Here is a 22,124-nt window from a genome sequence, read left to right on the forward strand (position 1 = left end):
CCTAATGCAGTGGCTGCAACTGTCCACCCTATCCATGACATCTCCCTGAAATTTCAGGGGTTCTGAAACTGCTCTACCTCGAACCATTCGCATAAGCCATAAGCCTTGCCATAGGTCATAAATCGCTCGCTAAACAAGTACAACACCGCCGTCGATGACTCCACCTGCCGTATATCGGCATATTCAGGTGCAACATCCATCGCGGCGATCGCGGCTTCAATCTGCGCTTCCTGGAAGTAATATGGCGCTTGCATCAGCATGGCGACTTTGTAAGGACGAGGATACGTCTGGCACTCAAAACGAACGGCGTGTGCAATGGCGCGACAAATGTCCTGCTCCACAACTTGCAAAGACATCGCCGCGTAGTTTTCACTCATGGCCTGCGTTGAGTAATAGTAATCATCCTGACTTCCCGTCATACAAGCGATATCCGCGTAGTCTCCGTTCTGCTTAATGCTTTCCAGCAAAACTGACAGTTCCTCTTCTGCAACCGAATAGGGTGGCGAGAGAAACACGGTGCGCGCCACCAGCTGCCCAGCCGCAGAATGCTGGCGAATGAACTCAGCCAGGATTTCAGCAGGTTCCGGTTCGGTTACCGTATCAACGGGGTGACGCATCCCCTGCAACCATTGCCGCTTCGCCTCGTCAACTTCGCTGACTTTCGCTAACGGCAATTCATCCTGATGGTTCATCTTACCCATTCCTTACGCAGGCAGTAGATTGTGTGCTGCCAGATCGGCGGCAATATCTTCCAGCCCCAGACGCTGCAATGTTTCGCGGGTTGGACAACCAAGCTGTGGGTCCCAGCCCATTTCTTTGTAGAACATCGTGAGCGAAGCATGCATATCGTCACGATCCATTTTGTCAGTACCTTCAGTAAAGACCGGGATCTGCGGATCCTTGTCGAAAACCCAGGAACAGATAAGATCGTGTTCATTACGCATATCTTTGGTTTGCATCAGTTTTACCGTGTAGGCACGATGCAACGTAAAGATACGCTCTGCAGCTAAATCTAATTTTTCCTGAGTCATCTCTTCGCCGGTGATCGCTTTGAAGAATTTGGCTTCAAGCGCCAGATCGCCCCGGTAATTACGGCTTTTCAGCGGCGAAACGGTCATTGGCCAGACCCAGTTGCACAGGGTGACGGCGTTATGCAAACAGACCCGCAACAGCGACCACTTTGCATATTTAATTTTTGCGTCATTGATTGGCGTGTAGTTTTTGGTTTCATCGTAAGCATCTTCAGAACCAAAAAGTTCTTTCGCCACTTCACGTTGCAGTTTCAATGGCAAGCCGGAACCAATAAAGTTGATATGGGTATGCGTCATGCAGTCACGGTTGAACATACAGTTAACAATGGAACCGACCTGCGCTGACGCTTCATTGGCATGGTGAACCGGATAGCCAAACGGCGACCAGAGTTTATTTTTCGCGTAGCCCCAGTACTCTTCACCCAAATTCCAGCGTTCTGCGATGGCATATGAACCATCAGCCAGGTGACTCAGCTCACCCACACGATGCGCCAGACGGTAGTAAAAATCTTTAATGAAGTTAACGTCACCCGCTTCCAGTTGATCCCAGCGAATTTCCGCATACTCTTCAGCAGGCAGAACACGCTTGAACACACCTTTGCTGTAACAATAGGTAAAGTCGCGATGCAACTGCCCGTAGTTACACCATAGGCCGTAGTCATCGAACAGATTCAGACCCACCAGGTTACCAATCACACGACCATCGTCTTTATCTTCAAAATCTTTCGGACCGTTCGGGAAGATGGTGGTATGGACAAAGTTGGCTACACAAGTGTTACCACCTGTGCTGGGCACGCCAAACTCTTTCACCCGAGGAATATTCATTTGGGTCATACAACGGATCGGGCAAGAGTGGCAGCCACTCATTTTTACTGTGTATTTCTCTGCCGCCGGACCTAAGTCAAAAACGGATTTATAGGTACGAAAGCCGACCGTGTTCTGATTGCCTGGCGGAATTTCCCCCGTTTCAATCGGACCACCTTCAGCCGCGCCCCAAAACAGCCCTTTACGTGCTGTCCAACGTGACTTGGGATCTGAATACTCTGCCCACGATTGCGGCGTACTTGGCACGACATGGTTGTTATTCGCACCAATAAGTTCAGTCATCATGTAATCGTTGAGACGCTTCATCTCCTGACGATCGGCAATGTTGACCCCTTTCGTCCCTTCAACCGCAATCGCTTTCAGGTTTTTCGAACCCATTATTGCGCCAGTTCCCGCACCGCCGCTGTGGTTACGGCTATTCAACATGCCAGAGAGAGGAACAAGGTTTTCCCCAGCCTGACCAATAGCCGCCACACAGGTTTCCGGACTGGTCAATCGACAAATTTCTTCCGTCGTTGCGCGCGTCCCTTTTCCCCATAAGAAATCGGCTTTTTCCAGGCTAACTTTGTCATCTTTAATCTTCAGCCATACCGGTGATTTCGCCTTCCCTTCGATAATAATGACGTCGTATCCAGCGAATTTCATTTGCGCTGCAAAAAAGCCACCCATATGGGCATCGACGACTAAATTTCCTTTGGTAAAAGTAGAAAGTGAGGTGATATTTACGCGAGAACTACAGGGGGCACCAGATCCAGTTAATGGGCCGGTAGCAAAGACTAATTTATTCGCTTCATCGAAAGGTTTCGTGCCTGGCGGTACTTCGTCATACATAATTTTGTAGCCGAAGCCCATGCCACCGACAAAACTTTTAAACTTACTGGAATCTTCGAGGGTAATATTTCCTGTCGTGAGATTGACTCTTAATATATTACCTGTCCAACCGTTAGCCATGATTTTTTCCTTTGCAAGATTCACACAGTAATATCTTTCCACTCGATAATTTTTAACGCCCCTGTTGGGCAGGCGTTTGCGCATTCACCGCATAACACACATTTCGAGGATTTTTTACTTTCGGTATTTACGGTGGCCATCATCCACGGGCATGCCGTAGTACAGGCGCTACAGCCAATACAGCGTTTATGATCGACGGTAATACAGCCTTCTTTCTGCTGCCAGGTAATCGCACCAATCGGGCAGACGTTCATGCATTGCGGCTCTTTGCATTGACGGCAGGTGTCCGCGGTATAGTTGAGATCGCCATACAGGCCGCCGCCAGAGCCAACCCCGTTGTCGCCAAAGAAATAATTGCGATGGATTTTGATACGGGAGAAGAATGTCCCTACTGAGCCATCGTTGAAGTTGGTACAAGAGATTTCACAGCGGTGGCAACCCGTGCATCGCGCTCGCTGGGTCACCAGCACCCCTTTGGGTGTATTTATCAACCCTACTGTGCCGCTATCAATATCTTCCTGTTTGCAACCCAAAAGTGACAGTAACGCAGGGGCAATTGTTAGACCAGCAAGGCCTTTTCCTGATATACGCAAGAATTCTAATCGCGTTAAGCCAATATCTAATAGTGGACGATCAACCGGGTTCATTTATTTCGCATCCTCTTCGCAAACACAGTGCTGACAATTCAGCAGCCTGATATTAAGCATTCAACTAATACGCTGCTGACTCTGTCCCCAACACCAGATATTTTCCCTAACCCGATAGTGTATGAGAAAAGATTTAACGCCGATAAACCAATCCTTTATGGTTAGGAGAAAAAATAATGTGATTATTCTGAGCCCTTAACATTGATCGTTATCAATTAAAATTACAAAGCAAGAAATTATAAGTGAACTGATATTTATTATCAATTGAAATAAATTTAACTTAAGCGACAATTATTTGTGACGTTCATTGCAGAAAATAAAAATAATATTATCGTTATAGATTAAAATACATACCGCAATTCGTATAATTTCAGCAGTTGTTATTTAGAATGATTAACTGGACCGCAACTGAAGCAAGAATATCAGGATGAAGCTTACCGCCTCATCCTGAATGGTCATTTTACCAGTGCGTTAATGACGGTTTCCATCGCCTGCTTTTCCAGCTCACTGCGCTGAATGCGTTTATTGGCTAATGCAGTACGTAATACGCCTGCGATAACAATATGCTTTGGTTCCTGCCCCAGATCGCGCATTTCCAGCACAACTTTACCGACAACTCTGCACATTTCTCGGTACAGTTCATCCTCTTTTGTCCGATTTCCCATTCTTTATACCTATTTATCATGCCAACTATCAGCATATATCAATCTAACCAATTAAACAAAAATCAAACAAAATCAGACAAATAACGCGATAAATTATTTTAACTGTAGCAATTGAGCGATGATATATTTATACACCGGATGAACTTTCACTTATCCTCACACTGACAACTTCGGCACCAGACGTTGCGCAAACAGCGAAGTTTTTGCGTAACCTTTTCCCTGGAACGTTAAATCTTTGATAACAATTTATTGTCTAACAAGTTGTATATTTTTTGAAACGCTGTTTTTGTTTTCCTTTTGGATTAATTTCAGCGTATAATGCGCGCCAATTGACTCTTGAATGGTTTCAGCACTTTGGACTGTAGAACTCAACGACTCAAAAACAGGCACTCACGTTGGGCTGAGACACAAGCACACATTCCTCTGCACGCTTTTTCGATGTCACCTATCCTTAGAGCAAGGCACCACCACTTTCGTAATACCGGATTCGCTTTCCGGCAGTGCGCCCAGAAAGCAAGTTTCTCCCATCCTTCTCAACTTAAAGACTAAGACTGTCATGAAAAAGACCAAAATTGTTTGCACCATCGGACCGAAAACCGAATCTGAAGAGATGTTAGCTAAAATGCTGGACGCTGGCATGAACGTTATGCGTCTGAACTTCTCTCATGGTGACTATGCAGAACACGGTCAGCGCATTCAGAATCTGCGCAACGTGATGAGCAAAACTGGTAAAACCGCCGCTATCCTGCTTGATACCAAAGGTCCGGAAATCCGCACCATGAAACTGGAAGGCGGTAACGACGTTTCTCTGAAAGCGGGTCAGACCTTTACTTTCACCACTGATAAATCTGTTATCGGCAACAGCGAAATGGTTGCGGTAACGTATGAAGGTTTCACTACTGACCTGTCTGTTGGCAACACCGTACTGGTTGACGATGGTCTGATCGGTATGGAAGTTACTGCCATTGAAGGTAACAAAGTTATCTGTAAAGTGCTGAACAACGGCGACCTGGGCGAAAACAAAGGTGTGAACCTGCCTGGCGTTTCCATTGCCCTGCCAGCACTGGCTGAAAAAGACAAACAGGACCTGATCTTTGGTTGCGAACAAGGCGTAGACTTTGTTGCTGCTTCCTTTATTCGTAAGCGTTCTGACGTTATCGAAATCCGTGAGCACCTGAAAGCGCACGGCGGCGAAAACATCCACATCATCTCCAAAATCGAAAACCAGGAAGGCCTCAACAACTTCGACGAAATCCTCGAAGCCTCTGACGGCATCATGGTTGCGCGTGGCGACCTGGGTGTAGAAATTCCGGTAGAAGAAGTTATCTTCGCCCAGAAGATGATGATCGAAAAATGTATCCGTGCACGTAAAGTCGTTATCACTGCGACCCAGATGCTGGATTCCATGATCAAAAACCCACGCCCGACTCGCGCAGAAGCCGGTGACGTTGCAAACGCCATCCTCGACGGTACTGACGCAGTGATGCTGTCTGGTGAATCCGCAAAAGGTAAATACCCGCTGGAAGCGGTTTCTATCATGGCGACCATCTGCGAACGTACCGACCGCGTGATGAACAGCCGTCTCGAGTTCAACAATGACAACCGTAAACTGCGCATTACCGAAGCGGTATGCCGTGGTGCCGTTGAAACTGCTGAAAAACTGGATGCTCCGCTGATCGTGGTTGCTACCCAGGGCGGTAAATCTGCTCGCGCAGTACGTAAATACTTCCCGGATGCCACCATACTGGCACTGACCACCAACGAAAAAACGGCTCATCAGTTGGTACTGAGCAAAGGCGTTGTGCCGCAGCTGGTTAAAGAGATCACTTCTACTGATGATTTCTACCGTCTGGGTAAAGAACTGGCTCTGCAGAGCGGTCTGGCACACAAAGGTGACGTCGTAGTTATGGTTTCTGGTGCACTGGTACCGAGCGGCACTACTAACACCGCATCTGTTCACGTCCTGTAATATTGCTTTTGTGAATTAATTTGTATATCGAAGCGCCCTGATGGGCGCTTTTTTATTTAATCGATAACCAGAAGCAATAAAAAATCAAATCGGATTTCACTATATAATCTCACTTTATCTAAGATGAATCCGATGGAAGCATCCTGTTTTCTCTCAGTTTTTTTATCTAAAACCCAGCGTTCGATGCTTCTTTGAGCGAACGATCAAAAATAAGTGCCTTCCCATCAAAAAAATATTCTCAACATAAAAAACTTTGTGTAATACTTGTAACGCTACATGGAGATTAACTCAATCTAGAGGGTATTAATAATGAAAGCTACTAAACTGGTACTGGGCGCGGTAATCCTGGGTTCTACTCTGCTGGCAGGTTGCTCCAGCAACGCTAAAATCGATCAGCTGTCTTCTGACGTTCAGACTCTGAACGCTAAAGTTGACCAGCTGAGCAACGACGTGAACGCAATGCGTTCCGACGTTCAGGCTGCTAAAGATGACGCAGCTCGTGCTAACCAGCGTCTGGACAACATGGCTACTAAATACCGCAAGTAATAGTACCTGTGAAGTGAAAAATGGCGCACATTGTGCGCCATTTTTTTGTCTGCTATTTACCACTACTGCGTCGCGCGTAACATATTCCCTTGCTCTGGTTCACCATTCTGCGCTGACTCTACTGAAGGCGCATTGCTGGCTGCGGGAGTTGCTCCACTGCTCACCGAAACCGGATACCCTGCCCGACGATACAACGCTTTATCGACTAACTTCTGATCTACAGCCTTATTGTCTTTAAATTGCGTAAAGCCTGCTGGCAGTGTGTATGGCATTGTCTGAACGTTTTGCTGTTCTTCTGCTGATAGTGGTCGATGTACTTCAACATAACGCATCCCGTTAGGTTCCACGGAATATTTCACCGGTTCGTTGATCACTTTCACCGGCGTTCCCGTCCGCACGCTGGAGAACAAGGCTTTAATATCCGGTGCATTCATGCGAATACACCCTGAACTGACGCGCAAACCAACGCTGTCCGGCGCACTGGTGCCATGAATGAGGTATTCGCCATTACCATGCGCGAGGCGCAGTGCGTAACGTCCTAGCGGGTTATTTGGTCCGGCAGGAACGACTGGCGGTAATTTAATGCCACGCTCCAGCGAACGCTGACGAATGCCTGCCGTAGGCGTCCAGGTTGGGTTAGGGATTTTCTGCCCAACACGCGTTTCCATCACCGGCGTTTCCAGCCCCTGCAATCCAATACCTATTGGATAAACCTGCACAATATTTTCTCCCGGCGGATAATAATAAAGGCGCAGCTCTGCAAGGTTAACGATAATCCCCTGACGCGGTGCATCAGGTAATAACAGTTGTGAAGGAATAGTTATCGTCGTACCAGGTTTTGGCACCGGGACGATAGTGTTATTGGCTTCAAGGATCAACATTGCCGCAGTATCAAAACGTCGGGCAATAGCCTGAAGGTTTTTATCCCCTTCTTGCACCGTATACGTTTGATTTTGCCCAACCAGTCGGCTTCCGGTTGGTGGTAGCGGATAATCAACCGCCCAGGCAGCCTGGATGGCGCTAAAAGCGCCGATAAGCGTGAGTGTAAGCAAAGACGCGCGTTTCATTGTAAACCTCCTGTATTTGCCGGAGACTCACGCTGAAACGTCGGATGGCGCTTATGTTCACCTGAAACCAAAACACTCCTGTGCAGGTCAGTGTAAACATTGACCATCCGGCAATGTGAGCCAACCGGATGAAAGCTGTCCCTTTAGTTTAGCTAAGTGCAGCGGCTTTGGCGCGAATTGCGCGAATCATCGCTTCCAGACCTTGTGAACGAGATGGGGTGAGATGTTGGGTGAGTGCCATTTTTTCAAACCACGGACGCACATCGAAACTGACAATATCCTGCGGCGTCATCTGATCGTAGAGAATAAAGACTACCGCAATAAGCCCTTTCACAATCGCCGCATCGCTGTCGCCCTGCAATTCAATAATTCCGTGCGCATTCTGGCGCATGACAATCCACACCTGACTCTGGCAGCCCTGAATGCTATTTTGTGGGCTTCGGTCTTCGTCGCGTAATTCAGTCAGACGCTGGCCCAGCTCAATAATGTAGAGATATTTCTCTTCCCAGTTGGCGCAGCGTAAAAAATTACGCAGCAATTTTTCTTTATCCGGCAATAAAGCCATAGTGCCTCCCTGTTATCCCAGCAAACGGTGAATACGTTGCAGGCCGGTCACCAGACGATCCACTTCTTCATGGGTGTTATACATGGCCAGCGACGCCCGACACATCGCAGGGACGTTGTAATAGGCCATTAATGGCATAGCGCAGTGATGTCCGGTACGCACAGCAATGCCGTAATTATCGAGAAAACTGCCAACATCATAGGCGTGGTGTTTACCGAGATTAAAAGCAATAACGCCAAGCCTGTTTTGTGGGCCATAGAGAGTGAGATCCGGTACAGATTCCAGCTGTGATAGCGCATAATGCATCAGATTCTGTTCATACTCGGCTATGTTATTAAGCCCCAGCGCCGAAACATACTCCAGCGCCGCGCCAAGACCAATAATGCCCCCGGTATTGGGTGTACCGGCTTCAAACCGCCATGGTGCTTTGGTCCAGGTAGTGCCTTCACTCAGGCTGACGGTGGCGATCATAGAACCGCCCCCTTCCCACGGCGGCATCTCCTGCAACAAGGCTTCTTTCACATAAAGAATGCCAATTCCGGTGGGGCCATACAGTTTATGCCCGGAGAACACGTAAAAGTCGCAATCCAGCGCCTGAACATCCACCGGATGATGCATCACCGCCTGAGCGCCATCCACCAGCACTTTTGCGCCATGCTGGTGCGCAAGCGTGATTATTTCCGCCAGCGGATTTTCTGTTCCCAGCACGTTGGAGACATGAGTAATTGCCAGCAGGCGAGTTTTCTCATCAAACAGCGTAGGCAGCGTCTCCAGTTGCAGCGTACCGTCGGGGTTGAGAGGGATCACACGCAGCTCTGCGCCAACGCGTGCGCAAAGCATCTGCCAGGGAACAATGTTAGCGTGGTGCTCCATCTGACTGATGATGATGTTATCGCCCGCCCGCACGTTGCTGTTGCCCCAACTATTGGCGACCAGATTGATCCCTTCCGTCGTGCCGCGGACGAACACCAGCTCTTCCGCCGAACGGGCATTAATAAACAGCGATGCCCGCTTGCGCACGTTCTCCATTTTCTCGGTCGCCTGGGCGCTTAAGGTATGAATACCGCGATGCACCGCCGCGTAGCCGTGACGATAAAACTCAGCCTCGGCGTCAATCACCTGGCTTGGTTTCTGCGCACTGGCGGCGCTGTCGAGATAAGCCAGCGGCAAACCGTTCACCTCACGAGAAAGCACCGGAAAGTCGGCCCGCACTTTGTCGACGGAAAAAGTCATCTTGCACCTCCTGGCAGCCGTTGACCGATTCGGGCCAGCACCTGCTGTTTAAGCCCCTCATCACGCAGTGCTTCCGTCAGTTCGGCAGCAAAGGCGTAAATGATCATCTGCTGGGCATCCTGCTGATTGATCCCGCGCGAGCGCAGATAGAACATCTGTTCATCATCAATACGCCCCACCGTCGCGCCGTGGCTGCATTTCACATCATCTGCATAGATTTCCAGCTGCGGTTTTGTATCCACTTCCGCCATTTTGCCCATCAGCAGATTATTGTTGGTCATCTGACCATCCGTTTTGATGGCGTGCTGCGCGACGTTGATCAAACCGTTAAATACCGCGCGGCCTTTGTCGCTGACGATAGTTTTGTGCAACTGTCGGCTGTTACAAAAACCTTTATTGTGTTCCAGCCAGGTACGGGTATCACACACCTCGTTTTTCACCGGCATCGCCAGGCTATTGATCCGCAGCGTGCTGTTTTCGCCATTGAGTTGCGTACTGGTGTTGTGTCGTAACACTGCGCCACCCAGCAGGAAACTATGGCTAAATGCGGTGGCATCCTCAGCCAGCAACAAATCGTTATGAGCAAAGTGGTGACTGAGCGGGTTTTCAAACGCCAGCTTGATATGCTGCAAGTGGGCGTTCGCTGCGACATTGATAGTGAACCGTGCCCCGGTAAAATGACGAGCATCATTAAGGCTGACAAAATGTTCGATCACCGTTGCTTCGGCACCTTCCGCCAGATCCAGATGATGCCGGTAATGGGCAGTGTTCACCTCTTCACCTGCCACGCCCTGGGTGATATGCATTAACAGCAATGGCTTTGCCGGCCGTTGACCGCGCTTCACGGCGATATGCGTCACGCTTTGTGCCAGGCTTTCCGTCAAATGCAGAAACACTTCCGCCTGAATAGCGTCGGGTAACCCCTGACGGTCGTCGTTAATGCTCACTTCATATCCGCTGCCTTCAATTGCATCGCTCAGCGCGGGCACGTAACGTCCATCGACAAACACCAGCCGCACGGCGTCTAACGTTAACGCTAAGGCATCACGCTGCTGTGGGGATATATCTCCCGCAATGCTGACAAACTGACTATTGGTCAGCCCTTCCAGCGGCGTATATTTCCAGTTTTCATGTTTACGTGTCGGCAGTCCGGTACGCAGCAATTGTTGTAAATGCTGCTGTGCTTGCGGTGAGCGTTTTGTCCCTTCAGCTTCAAACAAGTGATGCCACTGTTGCAGCGCATTACTGCTGTTCGGTAAGCCAGCCATAACCCTGCTCCTCCAGTTGTTTGACCAACGTGAAATCGCCGGATTTCACAATTCGTCCCTGATATAGCACATGGACGTAATCAGGCTTGATGTAGTCGAGAATGCGTTGGTAGTGCGTAACAATGATGAATGAGCGCTTGCCGTCACGCAGCGAGTTCACGCCATCGGCAACCACTTTTAATGCGTCAATATCCAGCCCGGAGTCCGATTCATCAAGAATGCATAACTCCGGTTCCAGCACCGCCATTTGCAAAATATCGTTGCGCTTTTTCTCGCCGCCGGAAAAACCAACGTTTACCGAACGGGTTAATAAATCTTCCGGCATCTTCAGGAGAGCGATTTTCTCTTCCATCAAATCCTGAAAATCAAAGCGGTCGAGCGTTTCCTGGCCGCGATAGCTGCGCACCGCATTAAGTGCCGTTTGCAGGAAAAACTGGTTACTGACGCCGGGAATCTCCACCGGATACTGGAAGGCCATAAAGATGCCTTCGCCTGCACGATCTTCCGGCGACAGCGCAAGCAAATCTTTGCCTTTGAACTCAACCGTGCCGCCCGTCACTTCATAATCTTCTCGCCCGGCAAGCGTTGCCGATAAGGTACTTTTGCCCGAACCGTTTGGCCCCATAATGGCGTGAACTTCGCCGGGACGAACGTCGAGGCTTAATCCACGCAGGATAGCTTTATCTTCCACGCTGACGTGTAAATCTTTAATACTTAACATGTTTATTCCTTATCCGACGCTGTGTTCAAGACTGATGGCGAGGAGTTTTTGTGCTTCAACGGCAAATTCCAGCGGCAGTTCTGAGAACACGTCTTTGCAGAAACCGTTAACAATCATCGAGATGGCGTCTTCTTCGCTAATCCCGCGTTGCAGGCAGTAAAACAGTTGATCTTCACCAATACGTGATGTCGTTGCCTCGTGCTCCAGTTGTGCGCTGTTATTGCGACATTCGACATACGGGAAGGTATGCGCCCCACAATTAGCGCCAATCAGCATTGAGTCGCACTGAGTGAAATTGCGCGCATTGGTTGCCGTCGGCATGATTTTCACTAAGCCGCGATAACTGTTCTGACTATGTCCGGCAGAGATCCCTTTCGAGATAATGGTCGATTTGGTGTTTTTACCGATGTGGATCATCTTGGTGCCGGTATCCGCTTGCTGATGACCGCTGGTCAGCGCCACTGAGTAAAACTCACCAATGGAGTTATCGCCGCGCAAAATGCAGCTGGGATATTTCCACGTAATCGCTGACCCGGTTTCTGATTGCGTCCATGACATTTTGCTGTTTTCGCCTTCGCACAAAGCACGCTTGGTGACGAAATTGAGAATACCGCCGGTGTTGTTATCGCCAGGGAACCAGTTTTGTACCGTGGAATATTTCACCTCGGCGTTTTTATGGATGATGACTTCCACCACCGCCGCGTGTAACTGATAGCTGTCACGCACCGGAGCGGAACAGCCTTCAATGTAGCTGACGTAGCTGTCTTCGTCGGCCACCAGAATGGTGCGCTCAAACTGCCCGGTTTTTTCCGCGTTAATGCGAAAATAGGTGGAAAGTTCCATCGGGCAGCGCACGCCTTTAGGCACATAAATAAACGTACCGTCAGAGGCTACCGCCGCATTAAGCGCGGCAAAGAAGTTGTCATTTCCCGGCACCACAGTGCCGAGATATTTACGCACCAGTTCCGGATGATCGTGGATCGCCTCACCAAAGGAACAGAAAATAATTCCCTGCTCCGCCAGTTTTTCGCGATAAGTAGTGGCAACCGAAACAGAGTCGAAAATGGCATCCACCGCCACCTCTTTGCCTTCCCGCACGGGAACGCCCAACTGCTCAAACGCCGCCTCCACCTCTTTACTTAAAAAGGCGTTCGCGCCAGTTTGCTGCACCGCGCCAGGTTCAGACGCGCAAGTGTCGTCACAATTACCGCACGATGGTGCTGAGTAGTAACTGTAATCCTGATAATTCAGCTTGTCGTAGTGCGCTTTCAACCAGTGCGGTTCTTCCATCTCCAGCCATGCGCGATAGGCGTTTAGACGAAACTCCAGCATCCACTCCGGCTCATTACGCTTCGCCGAAATTGCGCGCACCACCTCTTCGTTTATCCCCTTTGCCAGCTCATCGGTGGCTAACTGGGTGAAGAATCCTTCTTTATAATTCAGCGGGCCGCCGGTCCAGGTTTTGACATCGTCAGTTGCTTCAGTATTACGAGACATAGTACCGCCTATACCCCAAAGCTTTCGCCACAGCCACATTCATTCTGGGCTTTAGGGTTGTGAAATTTGAATATCTGATTAAGTCCTTCACGAACGAAATCGACTTCCGTGCCATCAATAAACGGCATCGCTTGCAGCGGGACAAACAGCTTCGCGCCGTCGTGTTCAAACAGCAGATCGTCTTTGTCCGGCTCGCTAACACTGTCGAGCACATAGCCAAAGCCCGCGCAGCCCGTTTGCTTCACGCCTAAGCGCACGCCGACCATACCCGGCTGCTTTGCCACCAGCTCACGGATGTGTATCGCCGCTGCGGGTGTCAGCGTTAAGCCTTGCCAGGCGAAATCTTGTGGGTTAAAGGTTCCTGAATGCATGTCCATCGATTTACCTCACTTCATCGCTTTCAGCGTATAACAGCATGCTAGTGATAATGATTATCAGTTCAACCCAGCAAACGCAGGGGCTTTACCGTAAAACATGCTTTTTGCCTGCTTTTAATAAGCATAGACCCTGATGTGTGGGTTAACAGGCACGCTAAGAATTAGGTATCTCATTGTTAGATAATGGTTATTATCTAAGGAGCATTAAGGCTGTGATGAAAAAGAAAAAGTTGTATTGAAAATGACTATTTAAGAGATAGGTAAAAAAGTGCAGCGTTCAGAAATAAGAAAACCCTTAAGTCTGTGCGACACAGGCTTAAGGGTTTCTACCCCATCCGGCGCTTATCTCCGGCACTCTCAGTGGCTTAGCTCTTGAAGGGGCGATAAGAATAATCTCATAAAGCTAACCCGCCGTTTTAACACAAACTGCGATTAGTATTATTTTTGAACAATATCAGGCGGTAGATAAGCAGTATTAAGAAGGTCATCGAACCTGGACGGAGGTTAATCCAGGTCGATTTGGCGAACTTGCGGCATTAAGTCAGGATCAATGCACGCCCAGACGCCAGGCAAAGTAGATTTCTTCTTTTAATTCAGTAGAAGAGAGAGTAAGCAGGTCAGCAAATTCAAGTTCTAGTTGTTTCAGACGTTTGAGATATTGGGCAGGTGAAAGATTGCTCTGGTCACGGCGTAAAAATTCAATGGCCAGCTGGGTGGGATCAAGTTGAGTAGACATAGCATCCTCGCTTTTAGACAAGACGTGCACAGTATACCACCGTTTACTGTGCAGATAATGACCAAAAGCAATATGCGTCACACTTTTCTGGTGACAACGTCACAAAATGGCGGTCGTCAATCGTGACGAACAGCACAAACGCCCTTTCTCATCGAAGATTTCAATCTGCCAGACCTGGTGACGCGAACCGAGATGCAACGGTTTACATATGCCGCGCACCCGCCCTTCTCGTGCCGAGCGGACGTGATTAGCATTGATTTCCAGACCAACCACTTTTTGCTCACCTTCGGTACATAAATAACCGGCAACGGAACCGATACTTTCGGCCAGTACCACGGATGCTCCTCCATGCAGCAACCCGAAAGGCTGCTTTGTCCGCGAGTCTACTGGCATTGTCGCTTCAAGGGTGTCATCACCAATATGTTCAAAGCGAATATCCAGGAACCCCACCATGTTTCCTTCACCCATAGCATTCAGTGCTTCCAGGGTGATTTTCCGTTTCCATATCATTTAATAATCTCCAGTAAAGCCTGCACAGGATGGCGTACCCCCGTGCCTTCAACCCGTTTTACCTGGCTACGGCAGGAATATCCGGTCGCCAGACAGCGGTTACGCGGCAGTCGCTGCATAGCCTGATGCCAGGATAACTCATAGATCCCGAGCGAATTTTCATGGTTTTTCGCTTCATGTCCGTAAGTCCCTGCCATGCCGCAGCAACCCACGCTGACATTTTCCAGTTTCGCGCCAAAACGGGCAAATATCGCGGCCCATTGTGCTGGCGCGCCCGGCAAAGCGGTAACCTCGGTACAGTGACCAAAGAAATACCATGATTCACCGCTGACTGTAGCCACTGGATGTGACTCAAGTGCGCTTGCCAGCCATTCATTCGCAAGTAAGACGTTAAACTCGCCACGTTCCTCGCCCAGCGCCAGTTTATATTCATCGCGATAACAAAGTACCAGCGCCGGATCGACGCCCACCATTGGCATCCCAAGCTTAGCCATACGGTTGAGGAAATCCGCCGTCTTTTTCGCCGTCTTCGCAAAACGATTAAGAAAGCCTTTGATATGCTGGGCTTTGCCATTTGGCGAAAATGGCAGTAACACAGGCTGGAAACCTAATTTTTCAACCAGACGGACAAAATCCGCCACCACTTGCGCATCGTAATAGCTGGTAAAGGGGTCCTGCACCACCAACACCGTGCGCGCTTTCTGCTCTGCATTGAGAGCTTCAAGCTGTTCCAGCGTCATGTTTGCCGAGCGATGCCCCACCATTTGTTGTTGTAGCGAGGGGACCGACAGCAGTGGCAAATCAACCATGCCGATATGTTTTTCCGAGAGTTTGCGCACCAGCGGCTGGTTAATGAAGAAGTTAAAGGTTTTCGGCGCGCGTGCCATCAGCGGTGCGTAGCTCTCGACCGTAGCGACGAGGTGGTCGCGCAGCGGGCGTAAATAACGGGTGTGATAGAGCTGCAGGAAACGAGAGCGAAACTCCGGCACATCAATTTTGATGGGGCACTGGGTCGAACACGCTTTACAGGCCAGACAGCCCGACATCGCCTCTTTGACTTCGTGTGAGAAGTCATATTCGCCTTTATTCGCATGCCAGCTATTGCGCGTGCGGGCAATTAACGTCCGTAAACTGACGCCGGATTCAGGCAGTTCTTGTTCCAGTTTGAGTGGATCAACGCCGCGATCCGCCAACAAACGCAGCCATTCACGCACCAGCGTTGCGCGCCCTTTCGGTGAATGAATCCGGTTCTGGGTGATCTTCATCGACGGACACATCGGACTACGGGCATCAAAGTTGAAGCATAAACCGTTGCCGTTACACTCCATCGCACCGCGCCACTGCTGGCGTACCGCAATGGGGATCTGCCGATCGAATGTACCGCGCTTCACCGCGTCCACTTTCATCATCGGCGCATCGAGACCTTCTGGCGGGCAAATCTTCCCTGGGTTGAGTCGGTTATGCGGGTCAAATGCCGCTTTCACTTTGCGCAGTTCTGCAAAAAGTTCCTCACCGAAAAACGCCGGGCTGTATTCAGCGCGAAAACCTTTGCCGTGCTCGCCCCACAACAAACCACCGTATTTCGCAGTCAGCGCCACCACGTCATCAGAGATTTGCTTCATCAAAATCTCTTGTTGCGGATCGCACATATCCAGTGCCGGACGGACGTGCAAAACACCTGCGTCGACGTGACCGAACATACCGTAGCTTAAGCCGTGGCTGTCGAGCAGCGCGCGAAATTCAGCAATATAATCGGCCAGATGTTCCGGCGGTACGCAGGTATCCTCAGCAAACGGAATTGGCTTAGCGGCACCTTTGGCATTGCCAAGCAGACCAACGGCTTTTTTGCGCATTGCATAGATACGTTCAACCCCCGCCAGCTCGCGGCACACCTGCCAGCCAATCACACCTGCCTGTTGGCTGGCAATCAGCTCATCAAGCCGCACACAGAGTGCATTAACTCGCTCGTCAATCAGCGCCTCATCATCACCAGCAAATTCCACAATGTTCAGCCCGAGCATCTCTTTGTCAGGCACATCGGTAATCAACTCGCTGACGGAATGCCAGACAATATCTTCCCGCGCCAGATTCAGCACTTTTGAGTCCACCGTCTCTACCGAAAGCGCCCGCGCCTCAACCATAAACGGCGCGTTACGCAGCGCGGAGTCAAAAGAGTCATATTTGACGTTCACCAGACGGCGCACTTTAGGCAAGGGCGTAATATCCAGCCGCGCTTCGGTAATAAAGGCCAGCGTCCCTTCTGAACCCGTCAGAATGCGCGTCAGGTCGAACTCGGTCATCTCATCGTTAAAGACATGACGCAGATCGTAACCGGTAAGAAAGCGGTTAAGTTTGGGGAAGTTGTCGATGATTAACTGGCGTTGCAGACGGCAACGTTGATAAACCGTGTTATAAATTCGCCCGATTGTGGTATTGGTTTTACCCAGCGTTTCCGCCAGTTCGACGGGTAAAGGTTGCGTATCGAGAATATCGCCCCCCAACAACACCGCGCGTACGCCAAGTACGTGATCTGACGTTTTGCCATAGACCAGCGATCCCTGACCGGATGCATCGGTATTGATCATCCCGCCGAGCGTTGCCCGGTTGCTGGTCGAAAGTTCTGGTGCAAAAAAGTAGCCGAACGGTTTCAGGTACTGATTGAGTTGATCTTTTATCACCCCGGCCTCAACGCGCACCCAGCCCTCTTCAGGGTTAATTTCGATGATGCGGTTCATATGGCGGGACATATCAACAATAATCCCCTGGTTGAGCGCCTGACCGTTAGTGCCGGTGCCGCCGCCGCGGGGGGTAAAGATCAGCGATGAATAGCGTTCCTGCGCGGCAAGACGGGCGATCAGCGCCACATCTGCGGTTGAACGCGGAAATACCACCGCATCGGGGAGAAGTTGGTAAATACTGTTGTCGGTCGACATTGTCAGACGATCGGCATAACTTGTCGCCGTATCGCCGGTAAAACCTTGTTGCTCCAGCTCTTGCAAAAAATTAAGCACCAGTTGAACGACGCCGGGTGCCTGGGAAATCTGTGGAATCATTATATTGACCCTTTCCTGCGGTCTGTGATGTAGGTCGATACACTATTCTTTCAGGCGGCTGCAATAGCGCACTGAAAGGTGATGTTTATTTACTCTATGGATTTCGAGTTGCAGGAAGGCGGCAAGCGAGTGAACTCCAGGAGCTTACAATAGTAAGTGACTGGGGTGAACGAACGTAGCCGCAGCGCATGCAACTTGAAATACGACGAGTAAATCGTTTGCGTGTTGCCTGAGTTGTTGTACCACATTTTTTTCTAACACGCCCATCAGAATTAAGGGCAGAATCGGCCTGTTAAAAACCGCTGAAATTGCTCATCATTATGCAGGTGAGTTTCGCGTGTTCACGTCGCGTCGACGATTTGACGCACAAAAAAGGTGAAAAGTAGTTATGGTAAATGTTCGTCAGCCCAGGGATGTCGCACAAATTCTGCTTTCGGTGCTGTTTTTAGCCATCATGATTGTGGCATGTCTGTGGATTGTTCAACCCTTTATTCTCGGCTTTGCATGGGCCGGTACGGTGGTTATCGCCACCTGGCCGGTATTGTTACGTTTGCAAAAGATCATGTTTGGCCGCCGCTCTCTCGCCGTTCTGGTGATGACGCTGTTATTAGTGATGGTGTTTATCATCCCTATTGCTTTGCTGGTTAACAGTATCGTCGACGGCAGCGGCCCGCTAATTAAAGCCATTTCCAGCGGCGACATGACGTTACCCGATCTGGCGTGGCTTAATACCATTCCGGTGATTGGCGCGAAGCTGTATGCAGGCTGGCACAACTTGCTGGATATGGGGGGTACGGCGATCATGGCGAAAGTCCGCCCTTATATTGGCACCACCACCACCTGGTTCGTTGGGCAGGCGGCGCATATCGGGCGCTTTATGGTGCATTGTGCGCTGATGCTTCTCTTCAGTGCCCTGCTGTACTGGCGCGGTGAACAGGTGGCACAAGGCATTCGCCATTTTGCAACCCGTCTGGCAGGCGTTCGCGGAGATGCCGCCGTGCTGCTGGCGGCACAGGCTATCCGCGCGGTGGCGCTGGGTGTGGTGGTGACGGCGTTAGTACAGGCAGTGCTTGGCAGTATCGGCCTCGCCGTATCCGGCGTACCTTATGCAACGTTGCTAACGGTGTTAATGATCCTCTCCTGCCTTGTCCAGCTTGGCCCGTTGCCGGTACTGATTCCGGCGATTATCTGGCTCTACTGGACCGGCGATACCACCTGGGGAACGGTATTGTTAGTGTGGAGCGGTGTGGTTGGCACGCTGGATAACGTCATCCGCCCAATGTTAATTCGCATGGGTGCCGATTTACCGCTGATCCTGATCCTCTCTGGCGTTATTGGTGGTTTGATTGCTTTCGGGATGATCGGTCTGTTTATTGGTCCGGTTCTGTTAGCCGTTTCCTGGCGTCTGTTTGCCGCGTGGGTGGAAGAAGTCCCGCCGCCGACGGACCAACCGGAAGAAATTCTCGAAGAACTTGGCGAAATCGAGAAACCGAATAAGTAATTTCTCATCAGGCGGCTCTGCCGCCTGATTGTTAATCACCGCTAATTGATATTTGCTTGCTCTTCCCCATATTTTCCTGCTTACCGCCATTCAGCTGGTAGGTGATGCTGCCAACTTACTGATTTAGTGTATGATGGTGTTTTTGAGGTGCTCCAGTGGCTTCTGTTTCTATCAGCTGTCCCTCCTGTTCAGCTACTGACGGGGTGGTGCGTAACGGCAAAAGCACTGCCGGACATCAGCGCTATCTCTGCTCTCACTGCCGTAAAACATGGCAACTGCAGTTCACTTACACCGCTTCTCAACCCGGTACGCACCAGAAAATCATTGATATGGCCATGAATGGCGTTGGATGCCGGGCAACTGCACGCATTATGGGCGTTGACCTCAACACGATTTTACGTCACTTAAAAAACTCAGGCCGCAGTCGGTAACCTCGCGCATACAGCCGGGCAGTGACGTCATCGTCTGCGCGGAAATGGACGAACAGTGGGGCTATGTCGGGGCTAAATCGCGCCAGCGCTGGCTGTTTTACGCGTATGACAGTCTCCGGAAGACGGTTGTTGCGCACGTATTCGGTGAACGCACTATGGCGACGCTGGGGCGTCTTATGAGCCTGCTGTCACCCTTTGACGTGGTGATATGGATGACGGATGGCTGGCCGCTGTATGAATCCCGCCTGAAGGGAAAGCTGCACGTAATCAGCAAGCGATATACGCAGCGAATTGAGCGGCATAACCTGAATTTGAGGCAGCACCTGGCACGGCTGGGACGGAAGTCGCTGTCGTTCTCAAAATCGGTGGAGCTGCATGACAAAGTCATCGGGCATTATCTGAACATAAAACACTATCAATAAGTTGGAGTCATTACCCAGCTGGTAGTACCTGTCGCAAATTCTTTACAGTTTTTAAACTAATGAGACGAATCTGATCGACGCAAAAAGTCCGTATGCCTACTATTAGCTCACGGTTATAAATCAACATATTGATTTATAAGCATGGAAATCCCCTGAGTGAAACAACGAATTGCTGTGTGTAGTCTTTGCCCATCTCCCACGATGGGCTTTTTTTTAACATTTTTCCGCTTCGCTACCTCGCCCCTCACTCTTTCCAATAATGTTGCACAAGATACTGTGACTCTCTTCAAGCCGTCAGCAGGCTGATAATGTTATTTATATTTTATTGTTTATTTCATGCAGCCATTACACGATGAACGCTTATGAACTCCAGGCACTCCGCCATATTTTTGCCATGACTATTGATGAATGCGCGACCTGGATTGCCCAGACCGGTGACAGTGAAAGCTGGCGTCAGTGGGAAAATGGCAAATGCGCCATTCCTGATTGTGTAGTCGAGCAACTGTTGGCTATGCGTCAGCAACGAAAAAAACATCTTCATGCCATCATAGAGAAAATAAATAACCGCATCGGCAACAACACCATGCGTTTTTTCCCCGACTTAACCGCGTTTCAACAAGTCTACCCTGATGGCAATTTTATTGACTGGAAGATCTATCAATCGGTAGCCGCTGAATTATATGCACACGATCTGGAGCGGCTTTGTTAATTTTTCCACAGAAAGGAATTGTCGTTGTTACAACAATAATGAATGGATACTGACACAACATCGCTACACTTTTTAAAGCACCTTTGCTAAGTAGAACCTATGAAAAATCCCTATTACCCTACCGCACTTGGGTTGTATTTTAATTACCTGGTGCATGGTATGGGCGTCATTTTGATGAGCCTGAATATGGCCTCGCTGGAGACACTTTGGCAGACTAATGCCGCGGGTGTCTCGATAGTTATCTCATCGCTGGGCATTGGTCGATTAAGTGTCTTGCTTTTTGCAGGATTATTATCCGATCGCTTTGGTCGCCGCCCTTTTATCATGCTCGGGATGTGCTGCTATATGGCCTTCTTTTTTGGCATCCTGCAGACCAATAACATCATTATCGCTTATGTTTTTGGCTTTCTGGCGGGAATGGCAAACAGTTTTCTCGATGCAGGCACTTATCCCAGTTTGATGGAAGCTTTTCCACGCTCACCTGGGACAGCCAATATTTTAATTAAAGCATTTGTTTCCAGCGGACAATTTTTATTACCGCTAATCATTAGCCTGTTAGTGTGGGCTGAACTGTGGTTCGGTTGGTCCTTTATGATTGCTGCAGGCATTATGTTTATTAACGCTCTGTTTTTATACCGTTGTACGTTCCCACCCCATCCGGGTCGTCGCTTACCTGTCATAAAGAAAACCACCAGCTCTACGGAACATCGCTGTTCAATTATCGATTTAGCCAGTTATACCTTATATGGCTATATCTCAATGGCAACGTTTTATCTGGTTAGCCAGTGGCTGGCACAGTACGGACAATTTGTTGCAGGCATGTCATACACTATGTCGATCAAACTACTCAGTATCTACACCGTGGGTTCGCTGCTTTGTGTATTTATTACCGCTCCACTCATTCGTAATACCGTTCGCCCAACAACATTACTGATGCTGTACACCTTTATCTCATTTATTGCTCTGTTTACCGTCTGCCTGCATCCCACATTTTATGTGGTGATAATATTTGCTTTTGTCATTGGTTTTACCTCTGCTGGAGGTGTTGTGCAAATTGGCCTGACGTTAATGGCTGAACGTTTCCCTTACGCTAAAGGTAAAGCTACAGGGATCTATTACAGTGCGGGCAGTATTGCGACCTTTACTATTCCGTTGATTACGGCTCATCTGTCCCAAAGAAGTATTGCCGATATTATGTGGTTCGATACCGCCATCGCTGCCATCGGTTTTTTACTGGCACTGTTTATCGGCTTACGCAGCCGCAAAAAAACGCGGCATCACTCGCTAAAGGAAAATGTCGCTCCGGGTGGGTAATGCAATATTCTTTTCAGGTCATGCAAGATCTTACGGATAAATAACTCTTTCTGCGCTAACTAAGGAAAATCGCGATCAAAAACAAA

The 22,124-nt window shown here is 49.5% G+C and carries 21 protein-coding genes and 1 other RNA gene; 8 read left to right on the forward strand and 14 right to left on the reverse strand.

Going from position 1 to position 22,124, the window contains the following annotated elements:
• Positions 1-53 precede the first annotated feature (53 nt).
• The 4 genes from C1P89_RS07340 to fumD all read right to left on the reverse strand — a co-directional run bounded on the left by C1P89_RS07340 (position 54) and on the right by fumD (position 4,119).
• Positions 54-692: a YdhW family putative oxidoreductase system protein gene (locus tag C1P89_RS07340; RefSeq protein WP_001344535.1), complete on the reverse strand. Its 639-nt coding sequence runs from the start codon at positions 690-692 to the stop codon at positions 54-56.
• A gap of 12 nt (positions 693-704) precedes the next feature.
• Entirely contained in the window at positions 705-2,807 is a 2,103-nt protein-coding gene (locus tag C1P89_RS07345; RefSeq protein WP_001273527.1) for an aldehyde ferredoxin oxidoreductase, read from the reverse strand.
• A gap of 20 nt (positions 2,808-2,827) precedes the next feature.
• Positions 2,828-3,454 carry a ferredoxin-like protein gene (locus C1P89_RS07350; RefSeq protein WP_001070230.1) on the reverse strand — a complete coding sequence of 209 codons (627 nt, stop codon included), beginning with the start codon at positions 3,452-3,454 and terminating at the stop codon, positions 2,828-2,830.
• 455 nt (positions 3,455-3,909) lie between these two features.
• Positions 3,910-4,119: a fumarate hydratase FumD gene (fumD, locus tag C1P89_RS07355; protein ID WP_000528342.1), complete on the reverse strand. Its 210-nt coding sequence runs from the start codon at positions 4,117-4,119 to the stop codon at positions 3,910-3,912.
• A gap of 354 nt (positions 4,120-4,473) precedes the next feature.
• On the opposite strand from fumD, the gene ynhH reads away from it, so the two are divergent.
• From ynhH to lpp, 3 genes are all read left to right on the forward strand, one after another.
• Positions 4,474-4,668 (forward strand): protein YnhH, encoded by a 195-nt coding sequence (gene ynhH, locus C1P89_RS25875; RefSeq protein WP_240806354.1) that lies wholly within the window; start codon positions 4,474-4,476, stop codon positions 4,666-4,668.
• 7 nt (positions 4,669-4,675) lie between these two features.
• Positions 4,676-6,088 carry a pyruvate kinase PykF gene (gene pykF, locus C1P89_RS07360; protein ID WP_001295403.1) on the forward strand — a complete coding sequence of 471 codons (1,413 nt, stop codon included), beginning with the start codon at positions 4,676-4,678 and terminating at the stop codon, positions 6,086-6,088.
• 309 nt (positions 6,089-6,397) lie between these two features.
• Positions 6,398-6,634: a murein lipoprotein Lpp gene (gene lpp / locus C1P89_RS07365; RefSeq protein WP_000648420.1), complete on the forward strand. Its 237-nt coding sequence runs from the start codon at positions 6,398-6,400 to the stop codon at positions 6,632-6,634.
• Between the two features lie 62 nt (positions 6,635-6,696).
• Here the strand turns inward: lpp and ldtE are convergent, their stop codons facing one another.
• The 10 genes from ldtE to ydiJ form a co-directional block, all read right to left on the reverse strand.
• Positions 6,697-7,701 carry a L,D-transpeptidase LdtE gene (gene ldtE, locus C1P89_RS07370; RefSeq protein WP_000817121.1) on the reverse strand — a complete coding sequence of 335 codons (1,005 nt, stop codon included), beginning with the start codon at positions 7,699-7,701 and terminating at the stop codon, positions 6,697-6,699.
• Positions 7,702-7,849: 148 nt separating this feature from the next.
• Positions 7,850-8,266, reverse strand: coding sequence for a cysteine desulfuration protein SufE (sufE, locus tag C1P89_RS07375; protein ID WP_001196535.1), 417 nt, complete (start codon positions 8,264-8,266; stop codon positions 7,850-7,852).
• 12 nt (positions 8,267-8,278) lie between these two features.
• Positions 8,279-9,499, reverse strand: a complete 1,221-nt coding sequence (gene sufS / locus C1P89_RS07380) for a cysteine desulfurase SufS (RefSeq protein WP_000144563.1) — start codon at positions 9,497-9,499, stop codon at positions 8,279-8,281.
• A complete protein-coding gene (sufD, locus tag C1P89_RS07385) occupies positions 9,496-10,767 on the reverse strand; it encodes a Fe-S cluster assembly protein SufD (RefSeq protein ID WP_000907985.1) in 1,272 nt (423 codons plus the stop codon). The genes sufS and sufD overlap by 4 nt, the downstream gene beginning before the upstream one ends.
• On the reverse strand, positions 10,742-11,488 hold the full coding sequence (gene sufC, locus C1P89_RS07390; protein WP_000948872.1) for a Fe-S cluster assembly ATPase SufC: 747 nt from the start codon (positions 11,486-11,488) through the stop codon (positions 10,742-10,744). The genes sufD and sufC overlap by 26 nt, the downstream gene beginning before the upstream one ends.
• A gap of 9 nt (positions 11,489-11,497) precedes the next feature.
• Entirely contained in the window at positions 11,498-12,985 is a 1,488-nt protein-coding gene (sufB, locus tag C1P89_RS07395; protein WP_000089364.1) for a Fe-S cluster assembly protein SufB, read from the reverse strand.
• Positions 12,986-12,993: 8 nt separating this feature from the next.
• Positions 12,994-13,362, reverse strand: a complete 369-nt coding sequence (gene sufA, locus C1P89_RS07400) for a Fe-S cluster assembly scaffold SufA (RefSeq protein WP_000367160.1) — start codon at positions 13,360-13,362, stop codon at positions 12,994-12,996.
• A 547-nt stretch (positions 13,363-13,909) separates the two neighbouring features.
• A complete protein-coding gene (locus tag C1P89_RS07405; RefSeq protein ID WP_005136461.1) occupies positions 13,910-14,098 on the reverse strand; it encodes a YdiH family protein in 189 nt (62 codons plus the stop codon).
• A gap of 99 nt (positions 14,099-14,197) precedes the next feature.
• The gene (gene menI / locus C1P89_RS07410; RefSeq protein ID WP_000637981.1) at positions 14,198-14,608 is read right to left on the reverse strand and encodes a 1,4-dihydroxy-2-naphthoyl-CoA hydrolase; all 411 of its coding nucleotides are present in this window, start codon (positions 14,606-14,608) and stop codon (positions 14,198-14,200) included.
• A complete protein-coding gene (gene ydiJ / locus C1P89_RS07415) occupies positions 14,605-17,661 on the reverse strand; it encodes a D-2-hydroxyglutarate dehydrogenase YdiJ (RefSeq protein WP_000613020.1) in 3,057 nt (1,018 codons plus the stop codon). The genes menI and ydiJ overlap by 4 nt, the downstream gene beginning before the upstream one ends.
• A 388-nt stretch (positions 17,662-18,049) precedes the next feature.
• On the opposite strand from ydiJ, the gene ydiK reads away from it, so the two are divergent.
• From ydiK to C1P89_RS07440, 5 genes are all read left to right on the forward strand, one after another.
• Positions 18,050-19,162 carry an AI-2E family transporter YdiK gene (ydiK, locus tag C1P89_RS07420; protein ID WP_000248642.1) on the forward strand — a complete coding sequence of 371 codons (1,113 nt, stop codon included), beginning with the start codon at positions 18,050-18,052 and terminating at the stop codon, positions 19,160-19,162.
• 155 nt (positions 19,163-19,317) lie between these two features.
• Positions 19,318-20,015, forward strand: a protein-coding gene (locus C1P89_RS07425; RefSeq protein WP_243461343.1) for an IS1-like element IS1A family transposase whose coding sequence is annotated in 2 segments (ribosomal slippage) — positions 19,318-19,567 and positions 19,567-20,015 — 699 coding nt in all. Because the reading frame shifts where the segments join, the coding sequence is not laid out codon by codon here.
• 109 nt (positions 20,016-20,124) lie between these two features.
• An RNA gene (gene rprA, locus C1P89_RS07430) (antisense sRNA RprA) lies at positions 20,125-20,232 on the forward strand.
• Between the two features lie 135 nt (positions 20,233-20,367).
• On the forward strand, positions 20,368-20,724 hold the full coding sequence (locus C1P89_RS07435) for a YdiL family protein (RefSeq protein WP_001301287.1): 357 nt from the start codon (positions 20,368-20,370) through the stop codon (positions 20,722-20,724).
• A gap of 99 nt (positions 20,725-20,823) precedes the next feature.
• Entirely contained in the window at positions 20,824-22,038 is a 1,215-nt protein-coding gene (locus C1P89_RS07440) for an MFS transporter (RefSeq protein ID WP_000795599.1), read from the forward strand.
• The last annotated feature ends 86 nt before the right edge of the window (positions 22,039-22,124 follow it).

This window comes from Shigella sonnei, from assembly GCF_002950395.1.
GTDB lineage: Bacteria > Pseudomonadota > Gammaproteobacteria > Enterobacterales > Enterobacteriaceae > ECMA0423.

What these genes read in the sequence shown, in the direction of transcription:
- C1P89_RS07440 (WP_000795599.1), top strand. Translation starts at nt 20,824, where the DNA reads ATGAAAAATCCCTATTACCCTACCGCACTTGGGTTGTATTTTAATTAC.
- ldtE (WP_000817121.1), bottom strand. Translation starts at nt 7,701, where the DNA reads ATGAAACGCGCGTCTTTGCTTACACTCACGCTTATCGGCGCTTTTAGC.
- sufB (WP_000089364.1), bottom strand. Translation starts at nt 12,985, where the DNA reads ATGTCTCGTAATACTGAAGCAACTGACGATGTCAAAACCTGGACCGGC.
- sufD (WP_000907985.1), bottom strand. Translation starts at nt 10,767, where the DNA reads ATGGCTGGCTTACCGAACAGCAGTAATGCGCTGCAACAGTGGCATCAC.
- C1P89_RS07340 (WP_001344535.1), bottom strand. Translation starts at nt 692, where the DNA reads ATGAACCATCAGGATGAATTGCCGTTAGCGAAAGTCAGCGAAGTTGAC.
- C1P89_RS07435 (WP_001301287.1), top strand. Translation starts at nt 20,368, where the DNA reads ATGAACGCTTATGAACTCCAGGCACTCCGCCATATTTTTGCCATGACT.
- sufC (WP_000948872.1), bottom strand. Translation starts at nt 11,488, where the DNA reads ATGTTAAGTATTAAAGATTTACACGTCAGCGTGGAAGATAAAGCTATC.
- sufA (WP_000367160.1), bottom strand. Translation starts at nt 13,362, where the DNA reads ATGGACATGCATTCAGGAACCTTTAACCCACAAGATTTCGCCTGGCAA.
- C1P89_RS07350 (WP_001070230.1), bottom strand. Translation starts at nt 3,454, where the DNA reads ATGAACCCGGTTGATCGTCCACTATTAGATATTGGCTTAACGCGATTA.
- lpp (WP_000648420.1), top strand. Translation starts at nt 6,398, where the DNA reads ATGAAAGCTACTAAACTGGTACTGGGCGCGGTAATCCTGGGTTCTACT.
- ydiJ (WP_000613020.1), bottom strand. Translation starts at nt 17,661, where the DNA reads ATGATTCCACAGATTTCCCAGGCACCCGGCGTCGTTCAACTGGTGCTT.
- C1P89_RS07345 (WP_001273527.1), bottom strand. Translation starts at nt 2,807, where the DNA reads ATGGCTAACGGTTGGACAGGTAATATATTAAGAGTCAATCTCACGACA.
- menI (WP_000637981.1), bottom strand. Translation starts at nt 14,608, where the DNA reads ATGATATGGAAACGGAAAATCACCCTGGAAGCACTGAATGCTATGGGT.
- ydiK (WP_000248642.1), top strand. Translation starts at nt 18,050, where the DNA reads ATGGTAAATGTTCGTCAGCCCAGGGATGTCGCACAAATTCTGCTTTCG.
- pykF (WP_001295403.1), top strand. Translation starts at nt 4,676, where the DNA reads ATGAAAAAGACCAAAATTGTTTGCACCATCGGACCGAAAACCGAATCT.
- C1P89_RS07405 (WP_005136461.1), bottom strand. Translation starts at nt 14,098, where the DNA reads ATGTCTACTCAACTTGATCCCACCCAGCTGGCCATTGAATTTTTACGC.
- sufE (WP_001196535.1), bottom strand. Translation starts at nt 8,266, where the DNA reads ATGGCTTTATTGCCGGATAAAGAAAAATTGCTGCGTAATTTTTTACGC.
- sufS (WP_000144563.1), bottom strand. Translation starts at nt 9,499, where the DNA reads ATGACTTTTTCCGTCGACAAAGTGCGGGCCGACTTTCCGGTGCTTTCT.
- fumD (WP_000528342.1), bottom strand. Translation starts at nt 4,119, where the DNA reads ATGGGAAATCGGACAAAAGAGGATGAACTGTACCGAGAAATGTGCAGA.